The sequence below is a fragment of the Mangrovibacterium diazotrophicum genome (assembly GCF_003610535.1).
GTDB classification, from domain to species: Bacteria; Bacteroidota; Bacteroidia; order Bacteroidales; family Prolixibacteraceae; genus Mangrovibacterium; species Mangrovibacterium diazotrophicum.
Map to the genome: position 1 here is coordinate 182,942 of NZ_RAPN01000003.1, position 25,979 is coordinate 208,920.

A 25,979-nucleotide genomic window follows, 5' to 3' on the forward strand; every position below is an offset into this window, starting at 1 on the left:
ATATTAAAGGTTGTAGCCCGCTCAAACTGCGTAACGGTTTGACCGGAAAGTGCCGCAATCTGCCACTACTCATACAATTTGCCGCTGTGTGCAATTATGAGAGCGCTGCGTTGAAATTATAACTGATTGATTTGATGAAAAACATAAGTGATAATATCTTTTTAAGATTTACCCTTAACCTCATATTGATTTTCTTGATTAGAACTCAATTGTATAGTCAAGAATTTCAGAAATACTCACCAGAAATATTAGAATTTGCAACAGAAAAGAATCCATTAGGGTTTCTATATCAATCAGATACATTGACATTAATTGCTCAATTTTCTGAATGCGGAGAATTTGGCGGACACAAAGAAATAGTTGACATTTTTTGTAATTATAAGCGAGAGTATTTTGCTAGATACAAGGTAGATTCGATAGATTTGGATTGTCCGGAAGGATTTGATGAAAATTCAGTAGTTGCTAAAGATACATTGTTTCAATTGACTCTTGAAAATGAATCTGCGATAGTTGGATATTTAGAGAAACTCTTTAAAAGAGGACTGATTAGCAAGTATCCATCACATTCTAATGACTATTTTAATGCTCATACACGATATAGTGGATTAAACTTGACAACATATGAACCGGATGAAAACTGGTATGAATTTAATAAACTGATTAATGATTTGATAAAATAACGAAAGCACAACAAAGTATAAAAGTAATAGTGGTTTCTTTGGGTGTGCGAACGATAGCAGTTCTAATCAATCCCGCCAAATTCCCGATTTGACTATTTAATATTGTGAAGCTTTTGCTACTTTATAATTCGATACGAAACCGCATTTAAGTCCGCTACATGCTCATATTATTAACGTTGGCATTAATTTAGAAAGCATCATAGAATGAGAGTAATATTTATAACGACAATTATCTTTACTTTAATAAGTTGCACAAACTCTAAAAATAAAAATATGGGAATGTTTGACAAACTTTTTGGGAAAAATCAGAAAGCACAATCGACTGAACAACCAAAATCACAACAGCAGATTTTTCAAATAGAAAAAACAGCCGAGACTTTAAATGAAGATTTGTTCTGGAAAATCATTGACAAGTCCCTTCAGGAGACAAATAATCAGGATTCACAGGAGCAATATCTAATTAAAGAGATTGGGAAACTGACTCCAAAAGAACTAATTGGGTTTCGTTTACAGACAGATAAGTTGTTATATGAGACTTATAACTCTGAAATGTGGTGTGCAGGTTATATTATGAATGGAGGTTGTTCTGACGACTCTTTTGAATATTTTCGAAACTGGGTAATTTCTAGAGGTCGGGACACTTATTACAAAGCAAAGGAAAATCCTGACTATCTGATAAACGAAGTAGTTGATGGAGCAGAGTTCTATGATTTTGAAAGTTTTTGGTATGTCGCACTTGAAGCATTTCAACAAAAGACAGGAAAGGATTTGTATGATTATATAGATTACGACAACTTTAGATTACGAGAAGGAAACTACCCTCAAATTGAATTTACTTGGGAAGATGACAAACCTGAGAGCATGAAAAAGATATGTCCAAGATTATTTGAAAAAATGTGGAACTAACAAAAAACTAATGCTAACAATTAAGCGTTCGGGCCGCGTGCAGCGCAGTGCTTGAACGCGGTGTTGACGTCCTGTCCGGCGGCCAGACGGGAAACCGGGATTGATAGCCGAAACAACCAGTATGGGTTTTCCGATTTGAGATATGATATCAGGCTCGACCTCTGCGGTCTGGCTTTTTTGTTTTTGGTAGATACTGCTTCTGATTTTTTTCGTCCGACTAAGGTTTGGAGCGAACTGAGTAAAGGTTGAGGTCATCCGAGTAAGGTTTGGAGTAAAACGAGTAAAAGTTGAGGCCGTCCGAGTAAGGTTTTTGGTAAAACGAGTAAAGGTTTGGGGCGTCCGAGTTCAACTCGGAAGGGCTAAACCTTTAATCGGATGGGAAAATTGGTTACTCGCCTACTGGTGGAATTTACTCGTTCTCATTGTGGTTAAACTCGAAGTGGCAGAACTTCCATTCGGGTTGGTCTTTTTTTACAAGGAATAAAAACAGGGCATCGGATGAATTGGTTTTCAAATTTTCAGCCTTGAAATCCTCCCTTCAATTGCTTTCGTATAACCGGAATGATAACTTTGTTTAAAAGCTTTGTGCATGAACATCCAGGAATTTCTACCGCCCGAGATTATCAACTTCATTTTAGTGTTGGTTTTTTCGTTGCTGATCGGGATGGGGCAGCGGCGCCACCACCTGAAACAGGACGATAACGAACTCTTCGGCACCGACCGCACCTTTACCTTTATCGGTCTACTGGGCTATGTGTTGTATGTGTTCGATTCGGATGGGGCAGTTCCTTTTCTGGTTGGTTTTTTCGTACTGGGGCTGCTGTTGGCCATCCAGTATTTTCTGAAAATAAAAATGCAGAAGGACTTTGGCTTAACCAGTTCAATATTGGCCTTGCTGACCTACTGTTTGCCGGTGCTGGTCTTTACGCAACCCATTTGGCTCACCCTCTCGTTTGTGGTGGCCCTGCTGATTTTAACCGAGATGAAAGGCACCTTTCGCACGATCTCGAAAAAAGCATCGGAAGAGGAATTTATCACGCTGGCTAAGTTTATTGCGTTTGCCGGGATCATTCTGCCTTTGTTGCCTACCGGCAATATTGCCGGGTTTATCCCTGTCTCGCCTTACCAGATCTGGTTGGCCATTGTGGTGGTTTCGGGTGTGTCGTATGCCAGTTATATTATCAAGAAATTCATTTTCCCCGACTCCGGCATTTTGCTGACCGGGGTGCTGGGCGGTATTTACAGCAGCACCGCGACCACCATCATCCTGGCGCGCCGCGAAAAGCAGGAGCAAACCGGCCTGCAGTCGGTGTCGGCCATCATGCTGGCCAATGGCATGATGTACTTGCGGGTGCTGGTGCTGGCTTTCGTATTTAATGCTTCCATCGGGGCAATGCTCGTTTGGCCGTTCCTGCTGCAGTTTGTGGTGGCCTTGGTTGCTTCGCGCCTGATTTTGCGAAAGTCAGGAGTCGATGATACCACCACTGCGGCCTTGAAGGAAAGTGAGTCGAAAAACCCGCTGGAGTTAAAAACAGCCACTATTTTCGGGATTTTGTTTGTCGGTTTCGGGTTGATTACCCAGTTTGTGATGAACCATTACGGCGACAGCGGGGTAGCAGGGCTGGCTTTTGTAATTGGTATTTTCGATGTCGATCCGTTCCTGTTGTATTTGTTGCAGCAAAACTCCGGATTAGTGGCGATGATGATTGCCCTGGCCGTGATCAATGCCACGAACAGCAACAACATCATGAAAATGATTTATGCGCTTAGCATGGTCAGTAAACCCTCGAGGAAGCCATTGCTCTACGGATTTCTGGCACTCGTCGTTTCCGGTTTGATCATTTCCGTGGCTTTTTACTACATTTATCGGTAACGAACGCTTGTTAAGCAATTATAAACCCCGAAAAATTTAGAATTATGGAACGAATTATTGACAACCCGGACGAACGAACGTGGGGAATGTTGTGTCACCTGTCGGCATTGGCCGGTTACATTATTCCAATTCCGTTTATGAATATTATTGGTCCGCTGATTGTGTACAACATCAAAAAGCAGGAATACGATTTTGTGGAAGACCAGGGAAAAGAAGCACTGAATTTTCAGATTACCATGACGCTGGCGCTGCTTGTGGCGGTGGTTCTGGCTTTGATCTTGATTGGCTTTTTACTAATGGGGTTGATCGCTCTGTTCTCCTTGATTTTTACCATTATTGGTGCGGTTAAAGCCAGCCAGGGTGAGTTTTACCGGTACCCGATTTCGTATCGGTTTATCAAGTAAGCTTTTTCAAATTTTAAGAAATAGTCGTTTGACTGGTCATTCGGAGCTGCCGGCTCTTGAAGACCAGTCAATTTTGTTTATTTTTGCAGCCTCAGAAACTTAGGTTGTTGTATTCGGCCGCAACGTTGGTCGGTAAATTAAAAACACAAATGGCACAGAAACCTTCTATCCCGAAAGGAACCAGAGATTTTTCACCGGTTGAAATGGCTCGCCGGAACTATATTTTCGACACCGTTAAAGCGGTTTTTCAGTTGTACGGATTTCAACCCATTGAAACACCGGCTATGGAAAACTTGTCAACTTTGATGGGCAAATACGGGGAAGAAGGCGATAAGTTGCTGTTCAAAATTTTGAATTCGGGTGATTTTGCAGCGAAAGCCAACGAGGCAGACCTCGCTGATCGAAACAGCATTAAGTTGACCAACCAGATTTCGGAGAAAGGTTTGCGTTATGACCTGACTGTGCCCTTTGCACGTTTCGTGGTGCAGTACCGCAACGACATTTCGTTCCCTTTTAAACGTTACCAGATTCAGCCGGTTTGGCGTGCCGACCGCCCGCAAAAGGGTCGTTACCGCGAATTCTACCAGTGCGATGTTGACATTGTTGGCAGCGATTCGTTGTTGAACGAGTTTGAGTTGGTGCAAATCATCAGCGATGTATTTACACGTTTGCGTGTGAACACGGTGGTGAAAATCAACAATCGGAAAATTTTGGCCGGTATTGCCGAAGCCATTGGCGAGGCGGACCGTATCGTGGATATTACTGTAGCGATTGACAAGCTGGATAAAATTGGTTTGGAGAAAGTAAACGAGGAGCTGCTGGAAAAAGGTGTGTCGCAGGATGCGGTGGATAAATTGCAACCGATTTTGAAACTGAGCGGAACTACCGATGAAAAACTGAACAGCATCGAGACTGTGATTGGTGCCACCGAAGTTGGAAAGAAAGGGATTGAAGAAGTTCGTACGTTCTTCAATTACATCAACACCGTTGAGCTGAACACTGAAGTGGAACTGGATTTGACTTTGGCGCGTGGCTTGAATTATTACACCGGTGCTATTTTCGAAGTAAAAGCGAAAGATGTTCAGATTGGCAGTATTTGCGGTGGTGGCCGTTACGACGACCTGACCGGAATCTTCGGGATGCCAGGCGTTTCGGGTGTGGGTGTTTCATTCGGTGCCGACCGTATTTACGATGTGATGACCCAGCTGGAGCTTTTCCCCGAAGAAGCTGTTGCATCGACAAAAGTGTTGTTCGTCAACTTTGGCGAAAAAGAAGAAGCCTTCTGTTTGCCGATTTTGAGAAAACTACGCGAGAACGGCGTGAATGCTGAAATCTTCCCGGAAGCGGCTAAGATGAAAAAGCAAATGACCTGGGCCGACCGCAAAAATATTGCCTGGGTGGCCGTTGTGGGTGAAGAAGAAATGGCGCAGGGAAAAGTAAACCTGAAAAATATGAGGTCGGGCGACCAGAATATGGTGAGCCCGGATGAGTTGGTAAAGCTCCTGACAGAATAGATTCTAAATTGAAATTCGACATAAATAAGAAAGGCTGGATTTTCCAGCCTTTCTTATTTTATTTTTTATCCTCTTCTTCTCTTTTCTGTCGAAACTCCCGGATCATTTTAAACCGGAATTCATCTTCTGTTGGCCCAACGAGAATTACTTTCTTCGCCGGGAGAACTTTCAGAAATTGATCGTTGTATGTTTTTACTAACTGTGATTCTTTCAAATAAAGTCCAACAATTTCCTCGTTCATCTTTTTTGAATCAGCTTCCGAAATGGAGCTGTAATTATCTTTTACCTCGCGCTCCAGGCTCCGGCGTTTTTCATGACATTCCCATCTGGCTTTGTCAAATTCGTTGTAAATCGGCCAGAACTTTTGAGCTTCCTCCGGAGTTAGTTGCATCTTCTCGGTCATATACGAGACACGTTTAGCCTTATAAAGCTCCCAATCTTCTTGCTTATCTTTGTGCGGTTGTGCAAAGCTTCCCAAAGAAAGCAGGCATAAAAGGAGGGCGATTGCTAAATTTTTCATATTCTTTCTAGTTATATAATTCGGCATAAACTTCGTAATCAGTTAGCTCAGCCGAAAGAATGGTGATTACTTCATCAGACTGGATTGAGTTGGACCCTTCTTCGGCAGTAATAGCGCCCAAAAGCGTGTTGTCGTCGAAAAATGCGGTGTTCCCCATCAGCACATCCTGCCATGAATCCGAATCTTCCAGCAAAGCGGTTTCGTCCTGCGAGCTCGTATCTTGTGTGATTTTCTGCAGCGGATATTTCAGCAACAGCATTATCAGCAGGAAGCTGGCCGCAAGCCCGGCAACCGGCTTTAAAATCCGAATAATTGTTTTCCGGGTCGACGGTTTTTCATCCAAGGCAGCAATCTTTGCCTCCAGTCGATCTTCGAAGGTTTCGAAGTAACCGGGAGGAACGTCAAATGGCGGCTTTTGTGGTCCGTTATTTTCGGTTTTTAATATGTCGTCGAAGTTTTTCATCTGTAGATATTGACTGATAATCTGACTAAAAGTTTAATACGTACCTGAAAAAAAACTAGTGAAGCTTTTTCAGGTATTCACTGATTTTCTTCACGGCATGGTGGTAGGAGGCTTTTAGAGCTCCCTCCGAAGTATCGAGAATTTTTTCCATGTCCTGATATTTTATATCATCATAATAGCGCATGTTGAAAACCAGTCGCTGCTTTTCCGGCAACTTGGCGATGGCCTCCTGCAGTTTTAACTGAAGGTCGTCACCGTTGAAGTACGGGTCGGCTTGTATGTTTTCAACCAGGTAGTCATTCACTTCTTCATCGGTTCCGCGGAACGATTTTCGTTTTTTCTGGTTCAAAAAGGTCAGCGATTCATTTGTTGCAATTCGGTAGAGCCAGGTGTACAAGCCAGATTCGGCCCGGAACGAGTCGATATTTCGCCATACCTTGATGAAGGTATTTTGCAGAATATCGTCAGCATCCTCGTGGTCGAGCACTATTTTACGGACGTGCCAATACAAGCGCTCTTTGTACAAAGTCACGACGTTCCGAAAAGCAACCTGTTTGGTTTCTTCGTTTCTTAATTGATTTATCAGCTGCTGCTCGTTAATCATCTACGCTCCGAAGATATGGGGATAAGACCAGTTTTCAGAGATAAAGTTTAATGCATTAAGAATTTTTAACCCCGACATTCTTCACTGTCAATCATTCGATCCTGAATTTCAGACCTTCAGCTTTTAAATGGTTATAAATTTGCTCGTCGAAGCGGTACAGCTTGGCGGCCCGGTGCGAAACATTCTCCTGCTTTTCTTCCGTGTCGATCAGCAAATCCATCTTGGCAATTTTCTTGCGGAAGTTCCGGGTGTCCATCTTTTTATCCAAAATGGTCTCGTACAGCGTTTGAAACTCCGTCAGGGTAAACTTATCGGGTAACAAGTGGAAGCCGATTGGTTTATAGCGAACTTCGTTGCGCAAGTGTTCGAGCGCTTTTTTGATGATTTCGCCGTGGTCGAACGACAGTTTGGGCAGGTGATCCAGTTTGAACCACTTCAAATCGTTCAGTGCAATTGATTTTTTGATCAGGTGGTGAGCTGGGTTAATCAGTGCGTAATAGCCAATTGTAAGAACCCTGTTTTTGGGTACCCGGTTAACTTTGCCGAAGCAATAGTATTGGTTCAGGAAAACATCATTCATCCCGGTGGCCATCAACAACAGCTCTCGGGCAAAATCGTCAATGTCTTTGTCAACGGGAATGTGTGCGCCGAAAACGTTCCAGCATCGGGGGTCGGTTAGCGAAGGGTGTTCCATATACAGCTCCTTGATATCCTCGTAGTCGTCCTGTTCGCTTAGCTGTTTTAAGGTTTCTTCGGGGTTGTTCTGGGATAACAACACCTTGAGCGAGTTTCCGTCGAAGCCGAAAATCACGCAGTCAATCGAAACGGATTTTAAGATCATAAGTTTTTGAGTTTAGCTTTTATGAATAATTAAGATAGTAATAAAAGTTGATTTTCTCTTCTGTAAAGCTTGAAAATCGGGTTTCGAAGTCCTGTTATATCCGCAATTCATCCACAAAATTCTACTCATAACTTTGTGTAATTCCACCAGTGGTCAAAAATAGGGAAAAAGGATTAACTTTGCAGCGCAATTTTTAGAACTTAATATAATGGCATTGAAGTGTGGTATTGTTGGACTTCCGAACGTCGGGAAGTCAACCTTGTTTAATTGTTTGTCGAACGCCAAAGCGCAATCAGCAAACTTCCCGTTTTGTACAATCGAGCCAAACGTGGGGGTGATTACTGTGCCCGATGAACGCTTGAATAAACTCTCGGAGTTGGTAAAGCCGGAGCGTATTGTTCCGACAACTGTTGAGATTGTTGATATCGCCGGTTTGGTTCGGGGTGCAAGTAAAGGTGAAGGTTTGGGAAACAAGTTCCTTGGCAACATCCGCGAGACTGACGCTATTATTCACGTATTGCGTTGTTTCGAAAACGACAACATCACGCACGTTGACACCACCATTAACCCGGTTCGCGATAAAGAGACCATCGATATCGAACTTCAGCTGAAAGATTTGGAAACCGTTGAGGCACGTTTGCTGAAAGTAGAAAAGCAAGCTAAAACCGGTAACGACCGCGATGCCAAACGCATGGTAAACATTCTGTATGCCTATAAAGAAGCGTTGGTGCAAGGTAAGTCGGCCAGAACTGTTGAGATTGACGAACTGGATATTAAGTTGGCAAAAGACCTGCAGTTGTTGACCAATAAACCAATTCTATACGTTTGTAACGTGGACGAGGCTTCGGTATTGACAGGCAACGCTTATGTGGATGCTGTAAAAGAAGCCGTGAAGGACGAAAATGCCGAGTTCCTGGTAATTGCTGCTGCAACTGAAGCTGATATTGCAGAGCTGGAAAGTTACGATGAACGCCAGATGTTCCTGGAAGATTTGGGACTGTCAGAATCGGGTGTAAACAAATTGATTAAATCTGCTTACAAATTGTTGCAGTTGGAAACCTACTTCACAGCAGGTGTAAAAGAAGTTCGCGCTTGGACCTACCACCGTGGATTCAAAGCACCGCAAGCGGCAGGTGTTATCCACAGCGACTTTGAAAAAGGCTTTATCCGCGCAGAGGTAATTAAATACAAAGATTTTATCGCGCTGGGATCAGAGCAAGCATGTAAAGAAGCGGGTAAAATGGCGGTAGAAGGCAAAGAGTACGTGGTTGAGGACGGCGATATCATGCACTTCCGATTCAATGTGTAGCAACTTTCAATTTTAGATATTTAAAAGCAGTTTAAATTTAAACTGCTTTTTTTTTGTCTTTAAAAGTTTTAAATGAAATTTGTAGGCCCTTTTTTTAAAAAATCATTTATTCGGACTGACACCCCGTTGAAAAAGGGGGGCTATTCAAAAAAAACAAATCAATTTTGAGTGTTACCGCTAACACAAAGGGGGTAGAAACCATATTTTGATTTTCATTTTGAAATGAAAATAAGCTCAGAATCGAATATTTGTTTGAAATGAATTTGTATTGATGGAAAAATGTCAGCCGGCGTTTTGTTTATAGGACAAAACGGTTAATTTTGTCGGTTGAAAATTAGAAGACTTTAAAAACACGATTAATTTTTGGCATTATGTGTGGAATTGTAGGTGTATTTGACCTTAAAGTGGATGCTCAGGAATTGAGACCCCAGGTGCTGGAACAATCAAAGAAAATCAGACACCGCGGACCGGATTGGTCCGGAATCTATTGTGGCGATAAAGCAATCATCGCGCACGAGCGTTTGTCAATCGTTGACCCGGAATCAGGTGGTCAGCCGTTGTACAGCAAAGACAAGAAATTAATTCTCGGAGTAAACGGTGAAATTTATAACCACCGCGAAATTCGTGAAAAAACAAAAGATAAATACGAGTACCAAACAGGATCTGACTGCGAGGTAATTTTGGCATTGTACCAGGAAAAAGGAGTTGATTTCCTGGATGACCTGAACGGAATTTTCGGTTTCGTTTTGTACGATGTTGAAAAAGATCTTTACTTGGTTGGCCGTGACCATATCGGTATCATTCCGTTGTACATCGGCTGGGATGCTCATGGAAACTTCTATGTAGCTTCTGAGTTGAAAGCCCTGGAAGGCGTTTGTACAAAAATTCAGGAATTCCCGCCGGCTCACTATATGTATAGCCTGGATGGCGAAATGAAACGTTGGTGGAACCGCGATTGGATGGATTACGAGAACGTAAAAGACAATACGACCAGTATCGACGATTTGCGCCAGGCAATGGAAGACGCTGTTCAGCGTCAGTTGATGTCAGACGTACCTTACGGTGTGTTGTTGTCAGGTGGATTGGATTCGTCAGTGACTTCAGCACTTGCTAAGAAATTTTCAGGAGTCCGTGTTGAATCTGAAGGAACACAGGAAGCATGGTGGCCACAATTGCACTCATTTGTAATTGGTCTGGAAGGATCGCCCGACTTGGCTGCAGCCCGCAAGGTGGCTGACTTCATCGGAACGATTCACCATGAGATTCACTATACCATCCAGGAAGGTTTGGATGCCATCCGCGATGTAATCTATCACATCGAAACATATGATGTAACTACGATTCGTGCAAGTACTCCGATGTACCTGCTGGCTCGTGTGATCAAATCGATGGGTATTAAAATGGTGTTGACCGGTGAAGGTGCCGACGAAATCTTCGGTGGATATCTTTATTTCCATAAGGCTCCTAACGCAGAAGAATTCCACAAAGAGACTTTGCGTAAAATCAATAAATTGAACCTGTACGACTGTTTGCGTGCGAACAAATCGTTGGCCGCTTGGGGTGTTGAAGGTCGTGTACCATTCCTGGATAAAGAATTCATGGATGTGGCTATGCGTTTGAACCCTGCTGATAAAATGGCCGGAAAAGGTAAAATGGAAAAATATGTTGTTCGTAAAGCATTCGAAGAGGTTCTTCCTGAAAGCGTAGCATGGCGTCAAAAAGAACAGTTCTCGGATGGCGTTGGTTACGGATGGATCGACACGTTGAAGCAAATTGCTGAAGACAAAGTGTCGGAAGAAATGATGAAAAACGCACATTTCCGTTTCCCGATAAACACACCACGCTCGAAAGAAGAATATCTGTATCGTTCAATTTTCACAGAACACTTCCCATCAGATCAGGCTGCTGCTTGTGTACCTTCGGTACCATCAATTGCATGTAGTACTGCTGAAGCCTTGGCTTGGGATGCTTCGTTCCAAAACAATGCCGACCCGTCAGGACGTTCAGTTCGCGGTGTACACGAGCACGATTTGGATAAAAAATAAGAATTGGGGTCACCCAAAGGAAGATAATGACTGCTTGCCAGTCAGTCATTTTGCCAAAAATGAGTGTAGACCAGCATCGAAAGATGCTGGTTTTTTTGTGTTCGTATCCTGCATCTTTTTATTTAGGCTAGTGTTGTTTTTGGGTATTTGCATTTATTCGCCGGCGTAGAAGACGGTAGGTTGGAAAGGCGGTGGCTGAAGAAAATATGGCCCAGCAAATCACTCCGCCAATGAGAGACTGGAACAAAAAGTACCAGCTCTCCGATTGCTCGAGGAGTGCGAACAAGTCGTCAGCTGTTTGAAAAGAAGGTTTTGTGTCCGGGTTCAGGATGGCCAGCCCTACTTTAACAAAGGGGACAATCAACAGCATTTGTAGCGGAGCTACCAGCAAGTTCACGGCTACAGAGATCAAGTGATTTGCCCGGAATAGAATCGTCATAAGTACGCAGAGAGCAGTTGTGAGTCCAAAAACAGGAAAGATGCCGGCGTAAAATCCAATTGTGACGGATAGGGCCGTTTGTTTGGGAGACGCCGACTGAATGAACTGAACTTTCAATTCACGAAACATTTGGGCGGTTGTCCGGATATAGCGTTTCCCGAATAGCATCCTGGTTGGCAGTTTGTCTATTCAAACTTAATTGGGCAATGTTGCAATACGATGAGAAAATAGATAAATCCACCGAAAAGAAAAAAAGGCAGCTGGTGCGGCTGCCTTTTTGATCATGAGTAACAAAAGAAGTTGATTCTACTGCTTTTGTATTGCCTTTTGAGCAATATCTTTGGAAAATTTTTATCAGTCAACAAAGAGGTAAAGATAATTATTAACTGTAGTTTTTTGCTCAATTCGGTTATTTTTTATCGCCGATGTGTCAGGATAGTCGATTGATTCTGAATTACCATTGCAAATCTACCTTGATTCCGTCCGGATTGTTTTCGAACTTCAGATAGCAGGTTTTACTGGTTGAATCCCATGAAAAATCCTCTGATTGTATTTCTTCACCTTTGGCGTCTGTCAATTTTACATTTGCCGGTTTCTTCGGTAAAAGAATCCTCATCGAGTTTGTTGTGTTTAAAGGACTTTTGACAATAAATGAATAGCTGTCCGAGCTGATTTCCTCGTCGGTTACACGGGCGGCTGCGGCCAAAACCTGCGGTTTTTGTTTATCCGCTACTCGTTCAAGGTTAACCAGGAAAGCTTGGCTTCCCGGAGCTACTGACTTGTGGTCAAGCACCGGCAGTTCCGGATCGAACAAGTCAATGACGGGGCCATCGATCGTGAAAGCCTGGTCGTTTGTGCTCTCTGTCATAACCGACACGATATCGAACATGCCTCGTTGCAGGTAGAAATGATTTTTAAAGCTGATGGGCTGGCTGTAGGCGTCGGCATACAATTTTGAGATTGTCTGAATGTATTCCCGGTCTCCGCCTTTATCCATAACAAATTCTTTCGGGTCGGTTTTCAACACAACTACTTCGCCTTTGCCAACAGAGAACTCGGATGTTTTGCCGTTTGGTTGAATACCCAGCAGTTCAAAGAGGTGCAATGAGGGAGTTGCATAGTGGTTGGAGCCGGTGTTCCACCATTCCTGCACTTTTTGGTACGGGTCGCTGTCTGTTCCGCAATAAACCAATGTTCCGCCGTCTTTCACCCATTGAGCCAGTTGCTCGTGGTACTTCTTGTCCAGCGGTTTCATATTCGAATAACTGAGCGTCAGAATTTTGATATCCTTCAAGCTTTGTTCGTAGCCGAGGTTTTCCAGGTGAACAATTTGAACGGGTACGCCTCTTTTAACCAAAGGCATAACCTGACCGAAGAAATTTGAAAAGAGCGGATCTTCGTAATCGTTATGAACCGGGAATTTCTGGAACATCAGCGAATTTGCCATCAGCACACCAATGCCGTGCGAGCCGTCAACCTTGTTCTCCGATACCGGCAGCTGGTTCAACGCGTTTACCATCACCTGCATTTGGGTTGAATAAAAACGTGGAATAAGAACGGCCGAATCGCTGTTTGTTAGCTTGTACGGGCGCGTGTAAATTCGTTCCGGCCAGGGCATCACCTCGTAGTTGTTTACCATTGGGTAAATTATCTTGGCAGTAAAAGTAGCTTCGTAGTTCCGCTTGTAGTCGGCCCAGTCGCGTACGCCGTCTTCAATTGGGTCGGTCAATAGGAAGACCTTGCGGTTGGTTGGCTCGGTCATCGAAATCATACAGCCATATTCCAGGAAGGCATTCTCGAAAACGCGTTCTGCTTTTTGCCCGTTGAAATAGTTTGGTGTGCGGGAAGTACCTGTCCAAACCTGGGCAATGTAGCCGTCAATACCAGGAAGGGAAGCCAGGCTGGCTTCGGGACTAACAATCTCCCAGCACGAGTAGTTGATCAGCGAGTGTGTCGGAATGAATACCTTCACGTCCATGCCCTTGCTTTTGCCGTATTCTTTGGCATAAGTAGAAACTTCGTTGATCGCCTGGTAGAACATGTGGTACTTCAGTTTATTGGACAGGTAGGTGTTCTCCACCGATGCATCCTGCGGTCTCCATGGGAATCCGTAATATTTCTCCCAGGCTTTTTTGAAGTGCTCGCTGTAGCCGGCTCTGGCCCAAAATTCCGGTTCCTCGAGGTAAATCGTGCTGATGCCGGCATCAATTACTTTTTTGACGATCGCCGATTTCACATAGGCAATAAATGTGGAGTCGGGAACCACATACGGGCTGCCTTCTCCGTGCATAATCTCGGTACCGTCTTTTTCGACTTGTGCAATATCGCTGTGGTTTTTTCCATCCCATTCACCCAGGTAGAAGTCTTTGTAGTCGCCCCAGGCCATGCCGGTCATGAATTGGGTCTGGTAGCCACGTTCGCGCCACGAGGCAACGCGGTTGGCAAAACTCATGTCTTCGTGGTCGTTGGCTCCGTAAACGATTGCAATGTCGGAGCGAACATCAATTTCGGGTATCCAATAGGCCCCCGTTTGAAAAGCGGTTTTCTCCGCTGGTTTTTCCTCTGCTTTTGGAGGAGATGTTTTACAAGCGGAGCATAGGCTCGCCATTGCCGCAGCGGCAAAAAATAATTTTTGAAATCTCATGGTCAACTTGGTATAGGTTAAAACAAATTCGGCTCGACTGGTCGCATTGGTCACATGCCCGGAGCATTCGTGATGTCGGGAATGGTTAAGCTTGTCTTCAACATTGGTTTGGTGTGCCCCTAAAATAGGAATAATTGTATGGCACAGACGTTTTTGAAGTCTTAATTCGTGAAAGATCAATTTAATGTAAAAACGACACAAGTTTTCTTCGAGAGGTCAGTCGAAAATTCTTACAGCAGATCTGTGAAGTCCTCTATCATTCGATCAAATCTTGCTACATTTGGTGCGTCGTTCAAACATAAAATCTACCCAACTTATCTGCACACTATGAATTACTTCGGAGAGATCGCGGCGCTGCTGACAGCGGTTTTCTGGACTGTTACCAGCATGGCTTTCGAATCGGCCGGCAAAAAGGTAGGATCGTTATCAGTTAACCTGATTCGCCTGGTGATTGCTTTCGGTATTTATGCTGTTTACACGCAAATCAGCCGCGGTATGTGGTTTCCTTTCGATGCCGGGCTTGAACGTTGGCTTTGGTTAGCTTTGTCGGGTTTAATCGGATTTGTGATTGGCGACCTTCTGCTTTTTCAGGCTTTTGTGGTGATTGGTGCCCGCGTATCGATGCTGATCATGGCATTGGCTCCGCCTTTTACGGCGTTTATCTCTTACTTTATACTGGGTGAAGTTTTGTCGCCGATGAACTGGATTGGAATGGCGATCACGCTGACGGGAATTAGTTTGGTTATTTTGAAGCGGGACAACAAAGCCATAGAGGGAGAAGAAAAAATACGCAAACGCCTGACTTCGGCTTACCCGATCAGTGGTATTTTCCTGGCCTTGGGCGGTGCTCTGGGACAGGCGACCGGGCTGGTGCTAAGCAAAAAGGGGATGGGCGATTATGATGCTTTTGCGGCTTCACAAATTCGTGTACTGACGGGGATCGTTGGTTTTGGGCTGATGGTCTTGTTTATGGGACGTTTCCGAAGACTTTTATCAGCAGTAAAGGACTTGTCGGCGATGAAACGAATTACGCTGGGATCTGTTTTCGGTCCTTTTTTAGGTGTATCCTTTTCTTTGCTGAGTATTCAACATACCAAAGCAGGGATTGCTGCAACAATAATGGCCATCGTACCTGTCTTAATCATTCCGCCTGCCATTCTCATTTTTAAGGAAAGAGTAAATAAGAAAGAGATTATTGGTGCGGTGATTACGGTGATCGGTGTCGGGCTTTTCTTCCTTTAAGTGGGGAAAAAGAAAAGCCGCAAATTTGCGGCTTTGTATTTATTTGAGTGTTGTTTTTAGTAGCAGATAACCGCCGACTCCAGCAATGATCGATCCAAGCAGAATCCCGATTTTCGAAGCGTCGATGAAGGTTTGCGTATCGAAGGCCAGGTTGGTGATAAACAGCGACATGGTAAAACCAACCCCTCCCAGCAATCCGGTAATGGCCAGTTGTTTAAACGTTGTGTTCTCCGGTAAATTTGCCATTTTCAACTTGATGGCTAAGTAGGAGAACAAGCTGATTCCGATGGTGTTTCCCAAAACGAGCGCTGCTGCAATGAAAATCGACAAGTCAATCTGGGCAAAGCTTTCGCTGCTGATAACCACACCGGCGTTGGCAAACGCAAAAATCGGCATAATTACAAAAGCGACCCAGCCGTGTAACTTGTGCTCGTAATATTGTAGTGGAGACTGGATTTCGTGAGCCAGTTCTTCCATCTGGTTGACATTCTCCATTTGCTCGTGCGTCAAAATGTATTTGGGGTGAAGACGAGCACTCAGCTCTTTGAACGAATCGATCGCACCTTGCATTTTGTCCTGGAAATGAACGACCTTGATGTTCTTGCGGATAGGAATGGCAAAAGCAACCAATACGCCGGCGATTGTGGCGTGAACACCTGATTTCAGGAATAAAATCCAGATGATTACAGCCGCCAGAAAATAGACGTATTTATTAAATAGGCCTATTCGGGTGGCGACAAGCAGTGCCGCGAAAATTCCCAATGCCGCGAAAATCAACGACAGATCGATACTTGAACTGTAGAAAATGGCGATAACCAGGATGGCGCCCAAGTCGTCAACAATAGCAAAGGCCGTTAAGAAGATTTTCAACCCATAGGGAACGCGTTTGCCCAATAATTTTAAAATACCGAGTGTAAAAGCGATATCGGTAGCCATCGGGATAGCCCAGCCATCGTGTGTTTCCGGATTTCCATTGATTAAAAGGAAAATTGCAACCGGGAATAGCATTCCGCCTACAGCCGCAAAAACCGGCAAGCTGGCTTTGCGGAAACTCGAAAGTTCACCAACCAGGATTTCCCGCTTGATTTCGAGCCCGATAACGAAAAAGAACACGGCCATGAGTCCGTCGTTAATCCAAAGGATGAGCGATTTGGACAGCATGAAGTTTCCGAGACCGAACGTGAGTTTTTTGTGTAGCAACTCGTAGTAAGGATCGTAAAAACCAATATTGACAAACAACAGGGTTAACACGGTTACTCCGAGTAATAGGATACTTGAAGATGTTTCCTGCTTAAAGAACCTGTCGAAAGGTTCGGTAATAAACTTGACTGGCGACATAGGGAACAGAAGTTGATTAATGAATTGAATTCGGACAAAAGTCCAATGAAAAGTATTTCATAGCTTAAAAACGCAAAATACGCCCTTGGGTTTTAACATGAAAGGAGAATTATCCGATTTAACGATTAGCTAACAATTTCTCGCCCTTTAGCTAGGAGATCAGATGGCAAATAGTGGCGCCGCTCACACGGATTAGATCTTCGGGCGAAAGTCGAAGTTGAGTTCCGCGTTTTCCGGCACTGATGTAAATTGTGTCGAATTGCAGACACGACTCGTGAATAAAAACGGGATAATTCTTTTTCATACCAATGGGGGAGCAGCCGCCCCGAATGTAGCCGGTTAACGGGAGCAGTTCTTTCATGTGTACCATTTCTGCTTTCTTATTTTCCGATACTTTGGCGGCCAGTTTCAGATCAACTTCTTCGTCGCCGGGAATGACACAGGCAAAAATCCCGGAATTGGTTCCCCGCAGTACCAGTGTTTTGAAAATTTGTTTGATGTTTTGGCCAAGCTTGGCAGCTAAAGTCGTTGCGCTCAAATCCGACTCATCTACTTCGTAGGCAATTAGCTCATAGCTGATTTTCTGTTTGTCGAGTAGGCGCGACGCGTTTGTTTTGGCGGGGGATTTCATATTTTTTTTTGCGCAAAACTATTAAAATGATCGTCGGGAAACCACGTTTTGTCGCAATTTCATATATTTCCTGCAGGTGATTTTTGATTGTTCGCGGACGGGGAGAAAACGATAAGCGAGACTTTTTAGATTTATTTCGCTATCTTTAAGGCATATTGATTTGATTAGAGTTCGTTGTTGTGCTGATTCTCGCTTTTTCGATAGTGCCTTCGCTCTTTTTGAGTCCTGAATTTTAGATATTAACACCGGGTTCTGTAAAACGGCAAATGGAGGTAAGGAGTCATTTGTGTATTCGTCTTACAACCGATCTTTCAGCCTTTGGAACTTGTTCCAGCTTCTCTTCCGGAAAGATCAGACCCGCTAAAAATGATAAATTAATATATGGGTAGATCACAAGAGTCCTTTCAAAAAAAAGAAGTACGCAACAAAAAAGAGAAAAAACGCAAAGAAAAAGAAGCAAAACGTCTGGCGCGTAAAGATGGCGATAAGCCCAATAGCCTGGACGATATGATTGCCTACGTGGATGAAAATGGTATGATTACCGATACGCCACCCGATCCGGATAAGAAAACGGAAATTAAAGTTGAAGACATTGTAATTGGCGTTCCGAAGGACGCAGATCTGGAACCGGAAGATGCAGTTCGGAAAGGGATTGTCACCTTTTTCAACCAATCGAAAGGATTTGGCTTTATCCGCGATGGACAGAGTGGCGAAAGCCTGTTTGTCCATATTAATAACATTACTGAGCCGATCGTTGAAGGGAACTCGGTTTCGTATGAAATGGAGCGTGGACCAAAAGGCATGATGGCCGTAAATGTAAAAGTTAACCGGTAGGGTTTTTACCGAATCGGTTCTATGCGATAAAACACAAGGCAGGGCATTAGCTCTGTCTTTTTTTGTTCCTGGCAGTTTGGACTACTTCTTCCTTTCTTCCACCAATAATCATACTGCTGCCTTTTTAGTCCACATCTCAATCCTTGTTTTGATATTTTTATTGGTCAATAATACATTTATTATGAAAATATGTAATTTAGGAGACGGACTGAATGAGCATTATTATTCTATATTTTGGGATTAGTAATATCTCGACTGAATTTTAGCTTAGACCCATAATTAATTATTGATTTCGTGCGTTATATACGAGTGCAGTAAACGGTATTTGGGACGGGAAATTAGTTGTTATTGTTTGGATTGTAATAATTATTTCTTTTATAAATATAAGTGGAATGTGGAGACCAGTGACCACTATAAAAACGGGGCCAAACCGAAAAGCCTAAAGAGTAGGAAAATAAAATACGTAAAATTTTATGAATTGGTATTTAAAGGTTCTAAAACAGTATGCCGACTTCGGTGGAAGATCAAGAAGAAAAGAGTATTGGATGTTTGCGTTATTCAACATTATTTTTGCGATTGTAGCAATAATATTGGATAATGTTTTGGGGACAACTCTGGGAACGGCTCCATACGGGGTATTTTATTTTGTTTATATTCTCGCAATGTTTATTCCCGGGCTTGCTGTAACAGTAAGAAGACTGCACGATGTTGGTAAAAGTGGATGGATGTACTTGATTATTTTAATTCCGCTTGTTGGAGCAATTTGGCTTCTCGTTCTTACACTAACAGATAGTAATGCTGGAGAGAATCAGTACGGACAAAATCCCAAAGAAGCGATTGCCTAAAAATTTGGTTATTCCAGATAGTAAGAGTAGTGGTGGACGAGCTATAAAAAGCAGCAGATTATCACTACTCTTGCTGTTTAGCATCAAAGAATTTGGTCGTTAGTATGAAGAAATCTTATTACACCATAGTTTCCTTTGTTATTTTAGCTTGTCAGCCAGCTGTAAATACCAAGCCGAATTCTGGCACGGATAAAATCGAAATAGTTACAGAAAAGCATCTTGCCAAAAACGATTCTGCGGAAACTAAATACAAATCTGAAAGTACTAATGAGGAAAGTTCTTACCAAGCTGATTTGCCAAAAATTAATGCGGATGATATGCCGGAAATTAAAAGGGATTTGCAAGTTGACTCCGTTGCGGGTAAACCCATCCGCTTTTATCTCGAGAACCCCAATTTGGTTGTTTCAGCAAAGCGGTTTTACAATGGTGAAATCTATCCGACCGATGATTCTATAACATTTGATTTGCTTGATTCATTAACCACGAATAATTCCGAATTATCGCCGTTTTATAAACTTCTTTTTGACTATATCTGTGATATTTCCGACGGCGCGCTGTCTGAAGTTATGGGGCAGTATGGTTTGAATGCAATGCAAACTAATACTGAATTATACCTAAGACCGGCTGAACTTAAGTCCTTCGGCTACATTTGCTACGATTTGTCCTTTGAAAATGATCTTGATAGTAAATTGAAAGAGTTGTGTGCCCTTTGGAAAGTGAACACGCCTCTGGATTTGCATCGGAAAGTAGATGCATTAATAAAAGCGATTCAAGAAGATGTGATCGAAAGACAAAAAGATTTTTAACCAAGTGCATAATTTACCATTTCAACTGAAATGGTAATTCGAAAGACAAGCCTAAAACATGGAATAGTCAATCTTTCTCAGCAAGTTGTCGTTATCAGAAATTCAGTTCCGTTTTATTCCAAATTAAAATAGTTCTCAAGCGAGCACCTTTTCGTCTCTTAAAAACCGAATACTTTTCATTCTGCCCCATGCCTGGCGGTTTCGCTGTTTGTAAAACCACAGGCAGCCCAGGTCGAGCAGGAAATAAAACAGGCTGATTCCGCTGGGTGGGTTGGCGCTTTTCAAAAATGGAATGACTCCCCAAGCTGTTTCGGGCCAGTACCAGCATTGGTAAGTGGTTCCCACTATTTCGAGGAAGGCAACCACCAGGTACATGCTGAGGTAAAACAGGCGTTCGCGCGGCTTATTCCGTAAAATGTAGATCACAGTCAGTGACATCAGGAAGCCGAAAATATCATTCGCAAAAATCAGGAATAGCGTAGCGTAGACGAGGATGAAAATAGTCAGTAGGCGTTCCAGCATTTTACGCTGTTTTTTGACGATGGATTTCTTACAAAAATTGACGGTCGCAATTAAAACAATGGCGTGACCGGGTGGTACGTAGTGAGGCACGTTGCCCAGTCGGTAGGTGTACATGCCCAAACCAATCGAAAATAAGTATTCGCCCAAAACGCCAATAATGACGGCATAAATCATTTGCTCGCGGATCCGCGAGCCCGAGTTGTAAAACAGAACCGCAAAACCAATAAACATCACGATGGTTGCTAAATCCTGCTTGGGCAGAAAACCATCGACCATGAATCGGCTATCGAGAAACAAGCCGAAGATGATAAACAGGAACAAGTAGCCCAGGGTGGTAAAAGAAGCCAAGAAAAGTTTTGTTGCCGTCGCTTTTTTCATGCAGTAAAGATAGTCGGAATGTCATTCTAGAAAAACATGAACCTCAGATTCCTTGTGCCTGTGAAATTTTACCCTGTCTTCTTTGGATTCTGACTATTTGAACCAGATCACAGTATCTGAACAGCGCAATTTACCGTTAAATCGATCACCTTTCGAACAGATCATTTTCTGTTTCCCCGAGAAAATTTGCTTTATTGTGTGACGTTGACAAAATGAAAAACTGAAGGGATGAAAAAACTAATTTGTATTGGACTGTTATTACTATCAGGATTGACACAGGCTCAGAGTATGAAAAACTATTTGAATGAATCGGATGCGGAATTTAACAAGCGGATGCAATGGTTCACCGATGCTAAATTCGGCATGTTCATTCATTTTGGATTGTATTCAGAATTGGGAGGCGTGTGGAAAAATGATACCGTTGAAGGATACGCGGAATGGATCCAGGGAATGATGAAGATACCATCAGATGAGTATTCGAAATTGACGGAGACTTTTAATCCGAAAGATTTTGATGCGGATTTTATTGTAAAAACGGCGAAGGAGGCAGGGATGAAATACCTGGTTGTTACCTCGAAGCACCACGAAGGATTTTGTTTGTGGAACAGCGATTACACCGACTTCGATGTATCGGCTACTCCGTTTAAGCGGGATATTCTGGCCGAGTTGAGTGCAGCCTGCAAAAAGTACGGGCTTCGCTTCGGAACTTATTACAGCATTATCGACTGGCATCATCCAACGCAAAAACATTTGTATGGATTGTTTGAAGGGGCAGAAGCTCCCGCGGATTCAACCTGGCGAGCCGAATACATTGTTTACCTGAAAAATCAGGTTCGCGAGTTGATCGAAAAATACGATACGGACATTCTTTGGTTTGACGGTGATTGGGAGGCTTGGTGGAATAACGAAGTCGGAACTGATTTGTACAATTATATCCGCAGTCTGAAGCCGTCAATCATTATCAATAACCGGGTGGCCAAGCGTGAAAGTTTCAAGAAAGATTTTGGAACGCCGGAACAGGAACATCTGGAAGAAGCAGTGAACTACAAGTGGGAAGCCTGTTATACGATGAATGATTCCTGGGGCTTTAAAGTCAGCGATCACCACTGGAAATCGGCCGAGGAAGTGGTTGCCAAATTACACGATATTAATGAAAAAGGAGGCAATCTTTTGTTGAATGTTGGCCCTGATGGTTTGGGAAGAATACCTGAACCCTGCGTTGAGATTTTGAAACAGGTCGGCGAACTTCTAAAATAAGGGAAATAATAGACCAAAATAAAAGCCGCTTCCATTTGGGAGCGGCTTTCTTGTATCTGGTAATTTACAATTACTTTTTAGCAATGTAGTCGGCAATCCAGTCACCAACTTCAGATGTGCTGTATGATTTGCCTTCAGCAATATCAACAGTAACCACGCCTTCAGCCATTGAAGCATCAACAGCTTCTCGGATCAGTTTACCTTCTTCCATCAGGTCGAATGCATATTCGAACATCATGGCAGCCGACAGGATTGTTGCAATTGGGTTCGCAATGTTTTTACCGGCAGCTTGCGGGTACGAACCGTGAATTGGCTCGAACACAGAAGTGTGGATACCCATCGATGCAGAAGGCAACAGGCCTAGTGATCCGGTAATTACACTGGCTTCGTCAGTCAGGATATCACCGAACATGTTTTCAGTTACCATCACGTCGAAGTTTTTCGGCCACTGGATGATTTGCATCGCGGCGTTGTCAACAAACATGTACTCGGTTTTGATGTCCGGGTAGTTTGGAGCCATTTCCTGAGCCACTTCACGCCACAGGCGAGAGCTTTCCAAAACGTTTGCTTTGTCAACAACAGTCAGTTTTTTGTTACGCTTTCCCGCGAATTCGTAGGCCAGTTTCAGGATACGTTCTACCTCAGCGCGTGTGTAAACGCAGTGGTCGTAAGCAGTGTTACCATTGTCGGTACGGCCTTTGTCGCCGAAGTAGATACCACCGGTCAGCTCGCGGATCGCTACAAAGTTGGCACCTTCAACCAACTCGCGACGAAGCGGTGATTTGTGCAACAAGGATTCGAAAGTTTCTACCGGGCGAATGTTAGCGTACAAACCTAATTTTTTGCGCATCGCCAGCAAACCTTGTTCCGGACGAACCGGTGCTTTCGGGTTGTTGTCGAATTTAGGATCACCGATGGCACCGAAAAGTACGGCGTCGGCTTTCATACAAATATCGTGGGTAGTTTCCGGGTATGGATCACCAACCTGGTCGATGGCAGTGGCACCGGTCAGGGCAAATTCATATTCCAGTTCGTGGTTGAATTTTTCAGCGATTGCTTTCACTGATTTCATGGCCTGATCAACAATCTCAGGGCCAATTCCGTCTCCGGGGAGAACAGCTAATTTTAACTTCATCTCTATTTTGGTTTCAAATATATTTAAATGTACTATTCAACTTTTTCGCTCATGGTGTGCTCAACCAGGTTGAGCATGCGGGTGGTTGCTTTGATCGCCGCAGCCGTTTGGTCAGGCGCTAGCCCGCGGGTTTTGAACTCGCGGTCCATTTCCCAAATAATCACTGTTTCAACCAAGGCATCGGTTTTACCGCCCGGAGGGATAGTTACCGAGTAGTCGATCAGTGTGGGGAATGGCTTTTTCAGCTTGCTGTAAATGCTTTTTACTGCTTTCATGAAAGCATCGTACAAACCATCTCCTGACGAGGAAGCTTCGTACGATTTCCCGTTTATGTTGATGCTGACCGTTGCTGAAGGACGAAGTCCCATCGCATAAGTCAGTGCATAATTGTTAATCGAAATACGCTGCTCAACACTTTCCTGAAGCACGTCGGCAACAATGTATGGAAGGTCTTCCGCTGTTACGGTTTCCTTGTGGTCGGCCAGCTCAATTACCCGGTCTGTCACTTTTTTCAGCGCATCAGCTGTCAACTCAATACCCAGGTCTTCCAGGTTGGCTTTGATGTTGGCTTTACCGGAGGTTTTGCCTAGAGCGTAAGTTCTGGTACGGCCAAAACGTTCCGGCAACAAGTCGTTGAAGTACAACTTGTTTTTGTTGTCACCATCGGCGTGAACACCACTACATTGCGTGAACACAAACTCGCCGATCAGCGGTTTGTTGGTTGGAATGCGAATGCCGGAGAAGCTTTCAACAACTTTCGAAATCCGGTTCAACATACTTTCGTTCACCTTGGTTTTCATGCCCATGTGATCTTTCACCGTGGCAATCACACTCGAAAGTGGCGCATTACCGGCACGTTCACCCAGCCCGTTTACGGTTGTGTGTACGCAGTCGACTCCCGCTTTTAAGGCGTGGAAGACGTTGGCGATGGCCAGGTCGTAGTCGTTGTGTGCATGAAAATCAAATTGAACATCCGGGTACCTGTTGATCATTTCTTTGCAGTAATCGAATGTTTCGTCCGGGTCGAGAATTCCCAGTGTGTCCGGCAGCATGATGCGTTTTACATTCATTTCTTTCAGATGCGAAATCATGAAATGAACGTAATCTCTGGAGTTGCGCATACCGTTCGACCAGTCTTCCAAATAAACATTGACTGAGATACCCAGTTCGCTTGCGTAATCAATCGATTTTTGAATGTCGGCAATATGTTCCTCCGGAGTTTTCCGCAGTTGGTGGGTCACGTGGTTCAGCGATCCCTTGCATAACAAGTTTAATACTTTTCCGCCGGCCCGGTTGATCCAGTCCAAAGATGTTTTACCATCAACGAATCCGAGTATTTCAACACGACCGAGGTGGCCTTTTTCGGCAGCCCACTCCATGATGCGCTTGGCGGCTTTAAATTCGCCTTCAGAAACCCGGGCCGAAGCAATTTCAATCCGGTCAACTTTCACATCTTCCAGCAATACTTTGGCAACGCTGAGCTTTTCGGTGTCGGTAAACGACACGCCCGAGGTCTGTTCACCATCGCGCAGCGTGGTGTCCATGATCTGAAGTTGGCGCTCGGCAATTGCGACTGATTTTACCGTCATGAGTTTTATTTTTTCTTTATGCCTTCAATTAACCCACTGTTTGCGTCTGTGGTTCAAACAGCGGCTTCTCCTCGTAATACTGATTCTTCAGCCTTTTGTAAAAGAAAAGCAGAGAGGACCGAACGAGTCGATCGAATCTCTGCTTTTGCGGCATTATTTTTCAAATGCTACGATCTCGTCGTGTAAGCTGACGAGATAGTCGATATCGTCGAGCCCGTTTTGCAGGCAGTGTTTTTTGTATGGGTTGATGTCGAATTCTTCCGATTCGCCTGTCGCCTTGATCGTGAAGGTTTGGCTTGGAAGATCAACTTCGAACTCGGCTGTTGGATCAGCTTCGATTGCGTCGAAGATTTTCTCCAGGAATTCCGGGCTCACAACCACCGGAAGCAATCCGTTGTTCAGCGCGTTTCCTTTGAAGATGTCGGCAAAGAAGCTTGAAACAACTACGCGGAAGCCATAATCGTAGATGGCCCATGCAGCGTGCTCGCGGCTTGATCCGCTACCAAAGTTTTTAGCGCCAACCAGGATTTTGCCAGTGAATTTGCTGTCGTTCAACGGAAACTCAGCGATTGGTTGGTTGCTTTTATCGTAACGCCAGTCGCGGAACAGGTTGTCGCCAAATCCTTTTCGCTCTACTGCTTTCAGGAAGCGTGCAGGAATAATCTGGTCGGTATCCACATTTTCGATCGGCAGTGGAACAGCCGGAGATACTATGTTTGAAAATTTATCGTAAGCCATTTGAACTGATTATTTATAAGTTATTATTTATTACTGATGATGACTACTTCTTGTTTTCAGTTGAACTGTTTTTCTTGAACTGATGAATATTGCCGTTAGTTCTTTTGCTTCTTGCAAGAGCAATTCTGCTTTATCGCGAGAAACAAGTTGTTCGTCTACTGCAAACTCCATCCAAAAATCACATTCATCAACTTCTTCTATTACGATGGATAATTTTGCTGCAAATGCTGCGTCAGAATGTGCTAATAACACCGCGCGGTAATTAACAGCAACGGATGTCGAACATCTGATTAGTTGTCCCTGTATGTGGCGACCGAGTTTTGTTTCTGACAAAGAATTGGCAAGCTTCACACATCGGTGTGCAAAAGTCTGCGTTCTTTGTTTGAGCTCGAGTCGGTCCATTCGTAATCAATAATCATTCA

25 protein-coding genes are annotated in these 25,979 nt (G+C 43.8%); 12 read left to right on the forward strand and 13 right to left on the reverse strand.

Annotated features, from left to right (window positions below; translation table 11 throughout):
* Window positions 1–134 precede the first annotated feature (134 nt).
* From BC643_RS18930 to hisS, 5 genes are all read left to right on the forward strand, one after another.
* Entirely contained in the window at window positions 135–680 is a 546-nt protein-coding gene (locus BC643_RS18930; RefSeq protein WP_120274849.1) for a hypothetical protein, read from the forward strand.
* Between the two features lie 204 nt (window positions 681–884).
* Window positions 885–1,586, forward strand: a complete 702-nt coding sequence (locus BC643_RS18935; protein ID WP_211338140.1) for a DUF4240 domain-containing protein — start codon at window positions 885–887, stop codon at window positions 1,584–1,586.
* Between the two features lie 589 nt (window positions 1,587–2,175).
* Complete coding sequence (locus BC643_RS18945) at window positions 2,176–3,459, forward strand: MgtC/SapB family protein (protein ID WP_120274852.1); 1,284 nt, start codon at window positions 2,176–2,178, stop codon at window positions 3,457–3,459.
* A 44-nt stretch (window positions 3,460–3,503) separates the two neighbouring features.
* Window positions 3,504–3,863, forward strand: a complete 360-nt coding sequence (locus BC643_RS18950) for a DUF4870 domain-containing protein (protein WP_120274853.1) — start codon at window positions 3,504–3,506, stop codon at window positions 3,861–3,863.
* Window positions 3,864–4,012: 149 nt separating this feature from the next.
* Window positions 4,013–5,377 carry a histidine--tRNA ligase gene (gene hisS, locus BC643_RS18955; protein WP_120275001.1) on the forward strand — a complete coding sequence of 455 codons (1,365 nt, stop codon included), beginning with the start codon at window positions 4,013–4,015 and terminating at the stop codon, window positions 5,375–5,377.
* A gap of 58 nt (window positions 5,378–5,435) precedes the next feature.
* Here the strand turns inward: hisS and BC643_RS18960 are convergent, their stop codons facing one another.
* From BC643_RS18960 to BC643_RS18975, 4 genes are all read right to left on the reverse strand, one after another.
* Window positions 5,436–5,897: a hypothetical protein gene (locus BC643_RS18960; RefSeq protein ID WP_120274854.1), complete on the reverse strand. Its 462-nt coding sequence runs from the start codon at window positions 5,895–5,897 to the stop codon at window positions 5,436–5,438.
* Window positions 5,898–5,904: 7 nt separating this feature from the next.
* On the reverse strand, window positions 5,905–6,360 hold the full coding sequence (locus BC643_RS18965) for a hypothetical protein (protein WP_120274855.1): 456 nt from the start codon (window positions 6,358–6,360) through the stop codon (window positions 5,905–5,907).
* A 55-nt stretch (window positions 6,361–6,415) separates the two neighbouring features.
* Complete coding sequence (locus BC643_RS18970; protein WP_120274856.1) at window positions 6,416–6,964, reverse strand: RNA polymerase sigma factor; 549 nt, start codon at window positions 6,962–6,964, stop codon at window positions 6,416–6,418.
* 91 nt (window positions 6,965–7,055) lie between these two features.
* The gene (locus tag BC643_RS18975) at window positions 7,056–7,805 is read right to left on the reverse strand and encodes an NUDIX hydrolase (RefSeq protein WP_120274857.1); all 750 of its coding nucleotides are present in this window, start codon (window positions 7,803–7,805) and stop codon (window positions 7,056–7,058) included.
* Between the two features lie 208 nt (window positions 7,806–8,013).
* Here BC643_RS18975 and ychF point away from each other — a divergent pair, with 208 nt between their 5' ends.
* Both ychF and asnB read left to right on the forward strand, forming a co-directional pair.
* Window positions 8,014–9,114, forward strand: coding sequence for a redox-regulated ATPase YchF (gene ychF, locus BC643_RS18980; RefSeq protein ID WP_120274858.1), 1,101 nt, complete (start codon window positions 8,014–8,016; stop codon window positions 9,112–9,114).
* Window positions 9,115–9,485: 371 nt separating this feature from the next.
* Complete coding sequence (gene asnB / locus BC643_RS18985) at window positions 9,486–11,159, forward strand: asparagine synthase B (RefSeq protein WP_120274859.1); 1,674 nt, start codon at window positions 9,486–9,488, stop codon at window positions 11,157–11,159.
* Between the two features lie 127 nt (window positions 11,160–11,286).
* On the opposite strand, the gene BC643_RS18990 is transcribed toward asnB, so the two are convergent.
* Together BC643_RS18990 and BC643_RS18995 are read right to left on the reverse strand one after the other, a co-directional pair.
* Window positions 11,287–11,766: a DUF2062 domain-containing protein gene (locus tag BC643_RS18990; RefSeq protein WP_120274860.1), complete on the reverse strand. Its 480-nt coding sequence runs from the start codon at window positions 11,764–11,766 to the stop codon at window positions 11,287–11,289.
* Between the two features lie 286 nt (window positions 11,767–12,052).
* Entirely contained in the window at window positions 12,053–14,242 is a 2,190-nt protein-coding gene (locus tag BC643_RS18995) for a hypothetical protein (protein WP_211338141.1), read from the reverse strand.
* Between the two features lie 327 nt (window positions 14,243–14,569).
* Here BC643_RS18995 and BC643_RS19000 point away from each other — a divergent pair, with 327 nt between their 5' ends.
* Window positions 14,570–15,484 (forward strand): DMT family transporter, encoded by a 915-nt coding sequence (locus BC643_RS19000; RefSeq protein ID WP_120274861.1) that lies wholly within the window; start codon window positions 14,570–14,572, stop codon window positions 15,482–15,484.
* Window positions 15,485–15,523: 39 nt separating this feature from the next.
* Here the strand turns inward: BC643_RS19000 and nhaA are convergent, their stop codons facing one another.
* Both nhaA and ybaK read right to left on the reverse strand, forming a co-directional pair.
* Window positions 15,524–16,822, reverse strand: coding sequence for a Na+/H+ antiporter NhaA (gene nhaA / locus BC643_RS19005; RefSeq protein WP_120274862.1), 1,299 nt, complete (start codon window positions 16,820–16,822; stop codon window positions 15,524–15,526).
* 151 nt (window positions 16,823–16,973) lie between these two features.
* Complete coding sequence (gene ybaK / locus BC643_RS19010) at window positions 16,974–17,453, reverse strand: Cys-tRNA(Pro) deacylase (protein ID WP_120274863.1); 480 nt, start codon at window positions 17,451–17,453, stop codon at window positions 16,974–16,976.
* Window positions 17,454–17,834: 381 nt separating this feature from the next.
* Here ybaK and BC643_RS19015 point away from each other — a divergent pair, with 381 nt between their 5' ends.
* The 3 genes from BC643_RS19015 (at window position 17,835) to BC643_RS19025 (ending at window position 19,938) form a co-directional block, all read left to right on the forward strand.
* Entirely contained in the window at window positions 17,835–18,287 is a 453-nt protein-coding gene (locus BC643_RS19015; RefSeq protein WP_120274864.1) for a cold-shock protein, read from the forward strand.
* 473 nt (window positions 18,288–18,760) lie between these two features.
* Window positions 18,761–19,132, forward strand: coding sequence for a DUF805 domain-containing protein (locus BC643_RS19020; protein ID WP_120274865.1), 372 nt, complete (start codon window positions 18,761–18,763; stop codon window positions 19,130–19,132).
* A gap of 104 nt (window positions 19,133–19,236) precedes the next feature.
* The gene (locus BC643_RS19025; RefSeq protein WP_120274866.1) at window positions 19,237–19,938 is read left to right on the forward strand and encodes a hypothetical protein; all 702 of its coding nucleotides are present in this window, start codon (window positions 19,237–19,239) and stop codon (window positions 19,936–19,938) included.
* A 135-nt stretch (window positions 19,939–20,073) separates the two neighbouring features.
* Here BC643_RS19025 and BC643_RS19030 read toward each other — a convergent pair whose 3' ends face one another.
* Complete coding sequence (locus tag BC643_RS19030) at window positions 20,074–20,838, reverse strand: hypothetical protein (protein WP_120274867.1); 765 nt, start codon at window positions 20,836–20,838, stop codon at window positions 20,074–20,076.
* Window positions 20,839–21,066: 228 nt separating this feature from the next.
* Between BC643_RS19030 and BC643_RS19035 the strand changes: the two genes are divergently transcribed.
* Complete coding sequence (locus BC643_RS19035; protein ID WP_120274868.1) at window positions 21,067–22,095, forward strand: alpha-L-fucosidase; 1,029 nt, start codon at window positions 21,067–21,069, stop codon at window positions 22,093–22,095.
* Window positions 22,096–22,165: 70 nt separating this feature from the next.
* On the opposite strand, the gene leuB is transcribed toward BC643_RS19035, so the two are convergent.
* The 4 genes from leuB to BC643_RS19055 all read right to left on the reverse strand — a co-directional run bounded on the left by leuB (window position 22,166) and on the right by BC643_RS19055 (window position 25,959).
* Window positions 22,166–23,230: a 3-isopropylmalate dehydrogenase gene (gene leuB / locus BC643_RS19040; RefSeq protein WP_120274869.1), complete on the reverse strand. Its 1,065-nt coding sequence runs from the start codon at window positions 23,228–23,230 to the stop codon at window positions 22,166–22,168.
* A 32-nt stretch (window positions 23,231–23,262) separates the two neighbouring features.
* Entirely contained in the window at window positions 23,263–24,819 is a 1,557-nt protein-coding gene (locus BC643_RS19045; protein WP_211338142.1) for an alpha-isopropylmalate synthase regulatory domain-containing protein, read from the reverse strand.
* Window positions 24,820–24,972: 153 nt separating this feature from the next.
* Window positions 24,973–25,557: a 3-isopropylmalate dehydratase small subunit gene (gene leuD, locus BC643_RS19050; protein ID WP_120274870.1), complete on the reverse strand. Its 585-nt coding sequence runs from the start codon at window positions 25,555–25,557 to the stop codon at window positions 24,973–24,975.
* A gap of 30 nt (window positions 25,558–25,587) precedes the next feature.
* A complete protein-coding gene (locus BC643_RS19055) occupies window positions 25,588–25,959 on the reverse strand; it encodes a four helix bundle protein (RefSeq protein WP_120274871.1) in 372 nt (123 codons plus the stop codon).
* Window positions 25,960–25,979 lie beyond the last annotated feature (20 nt).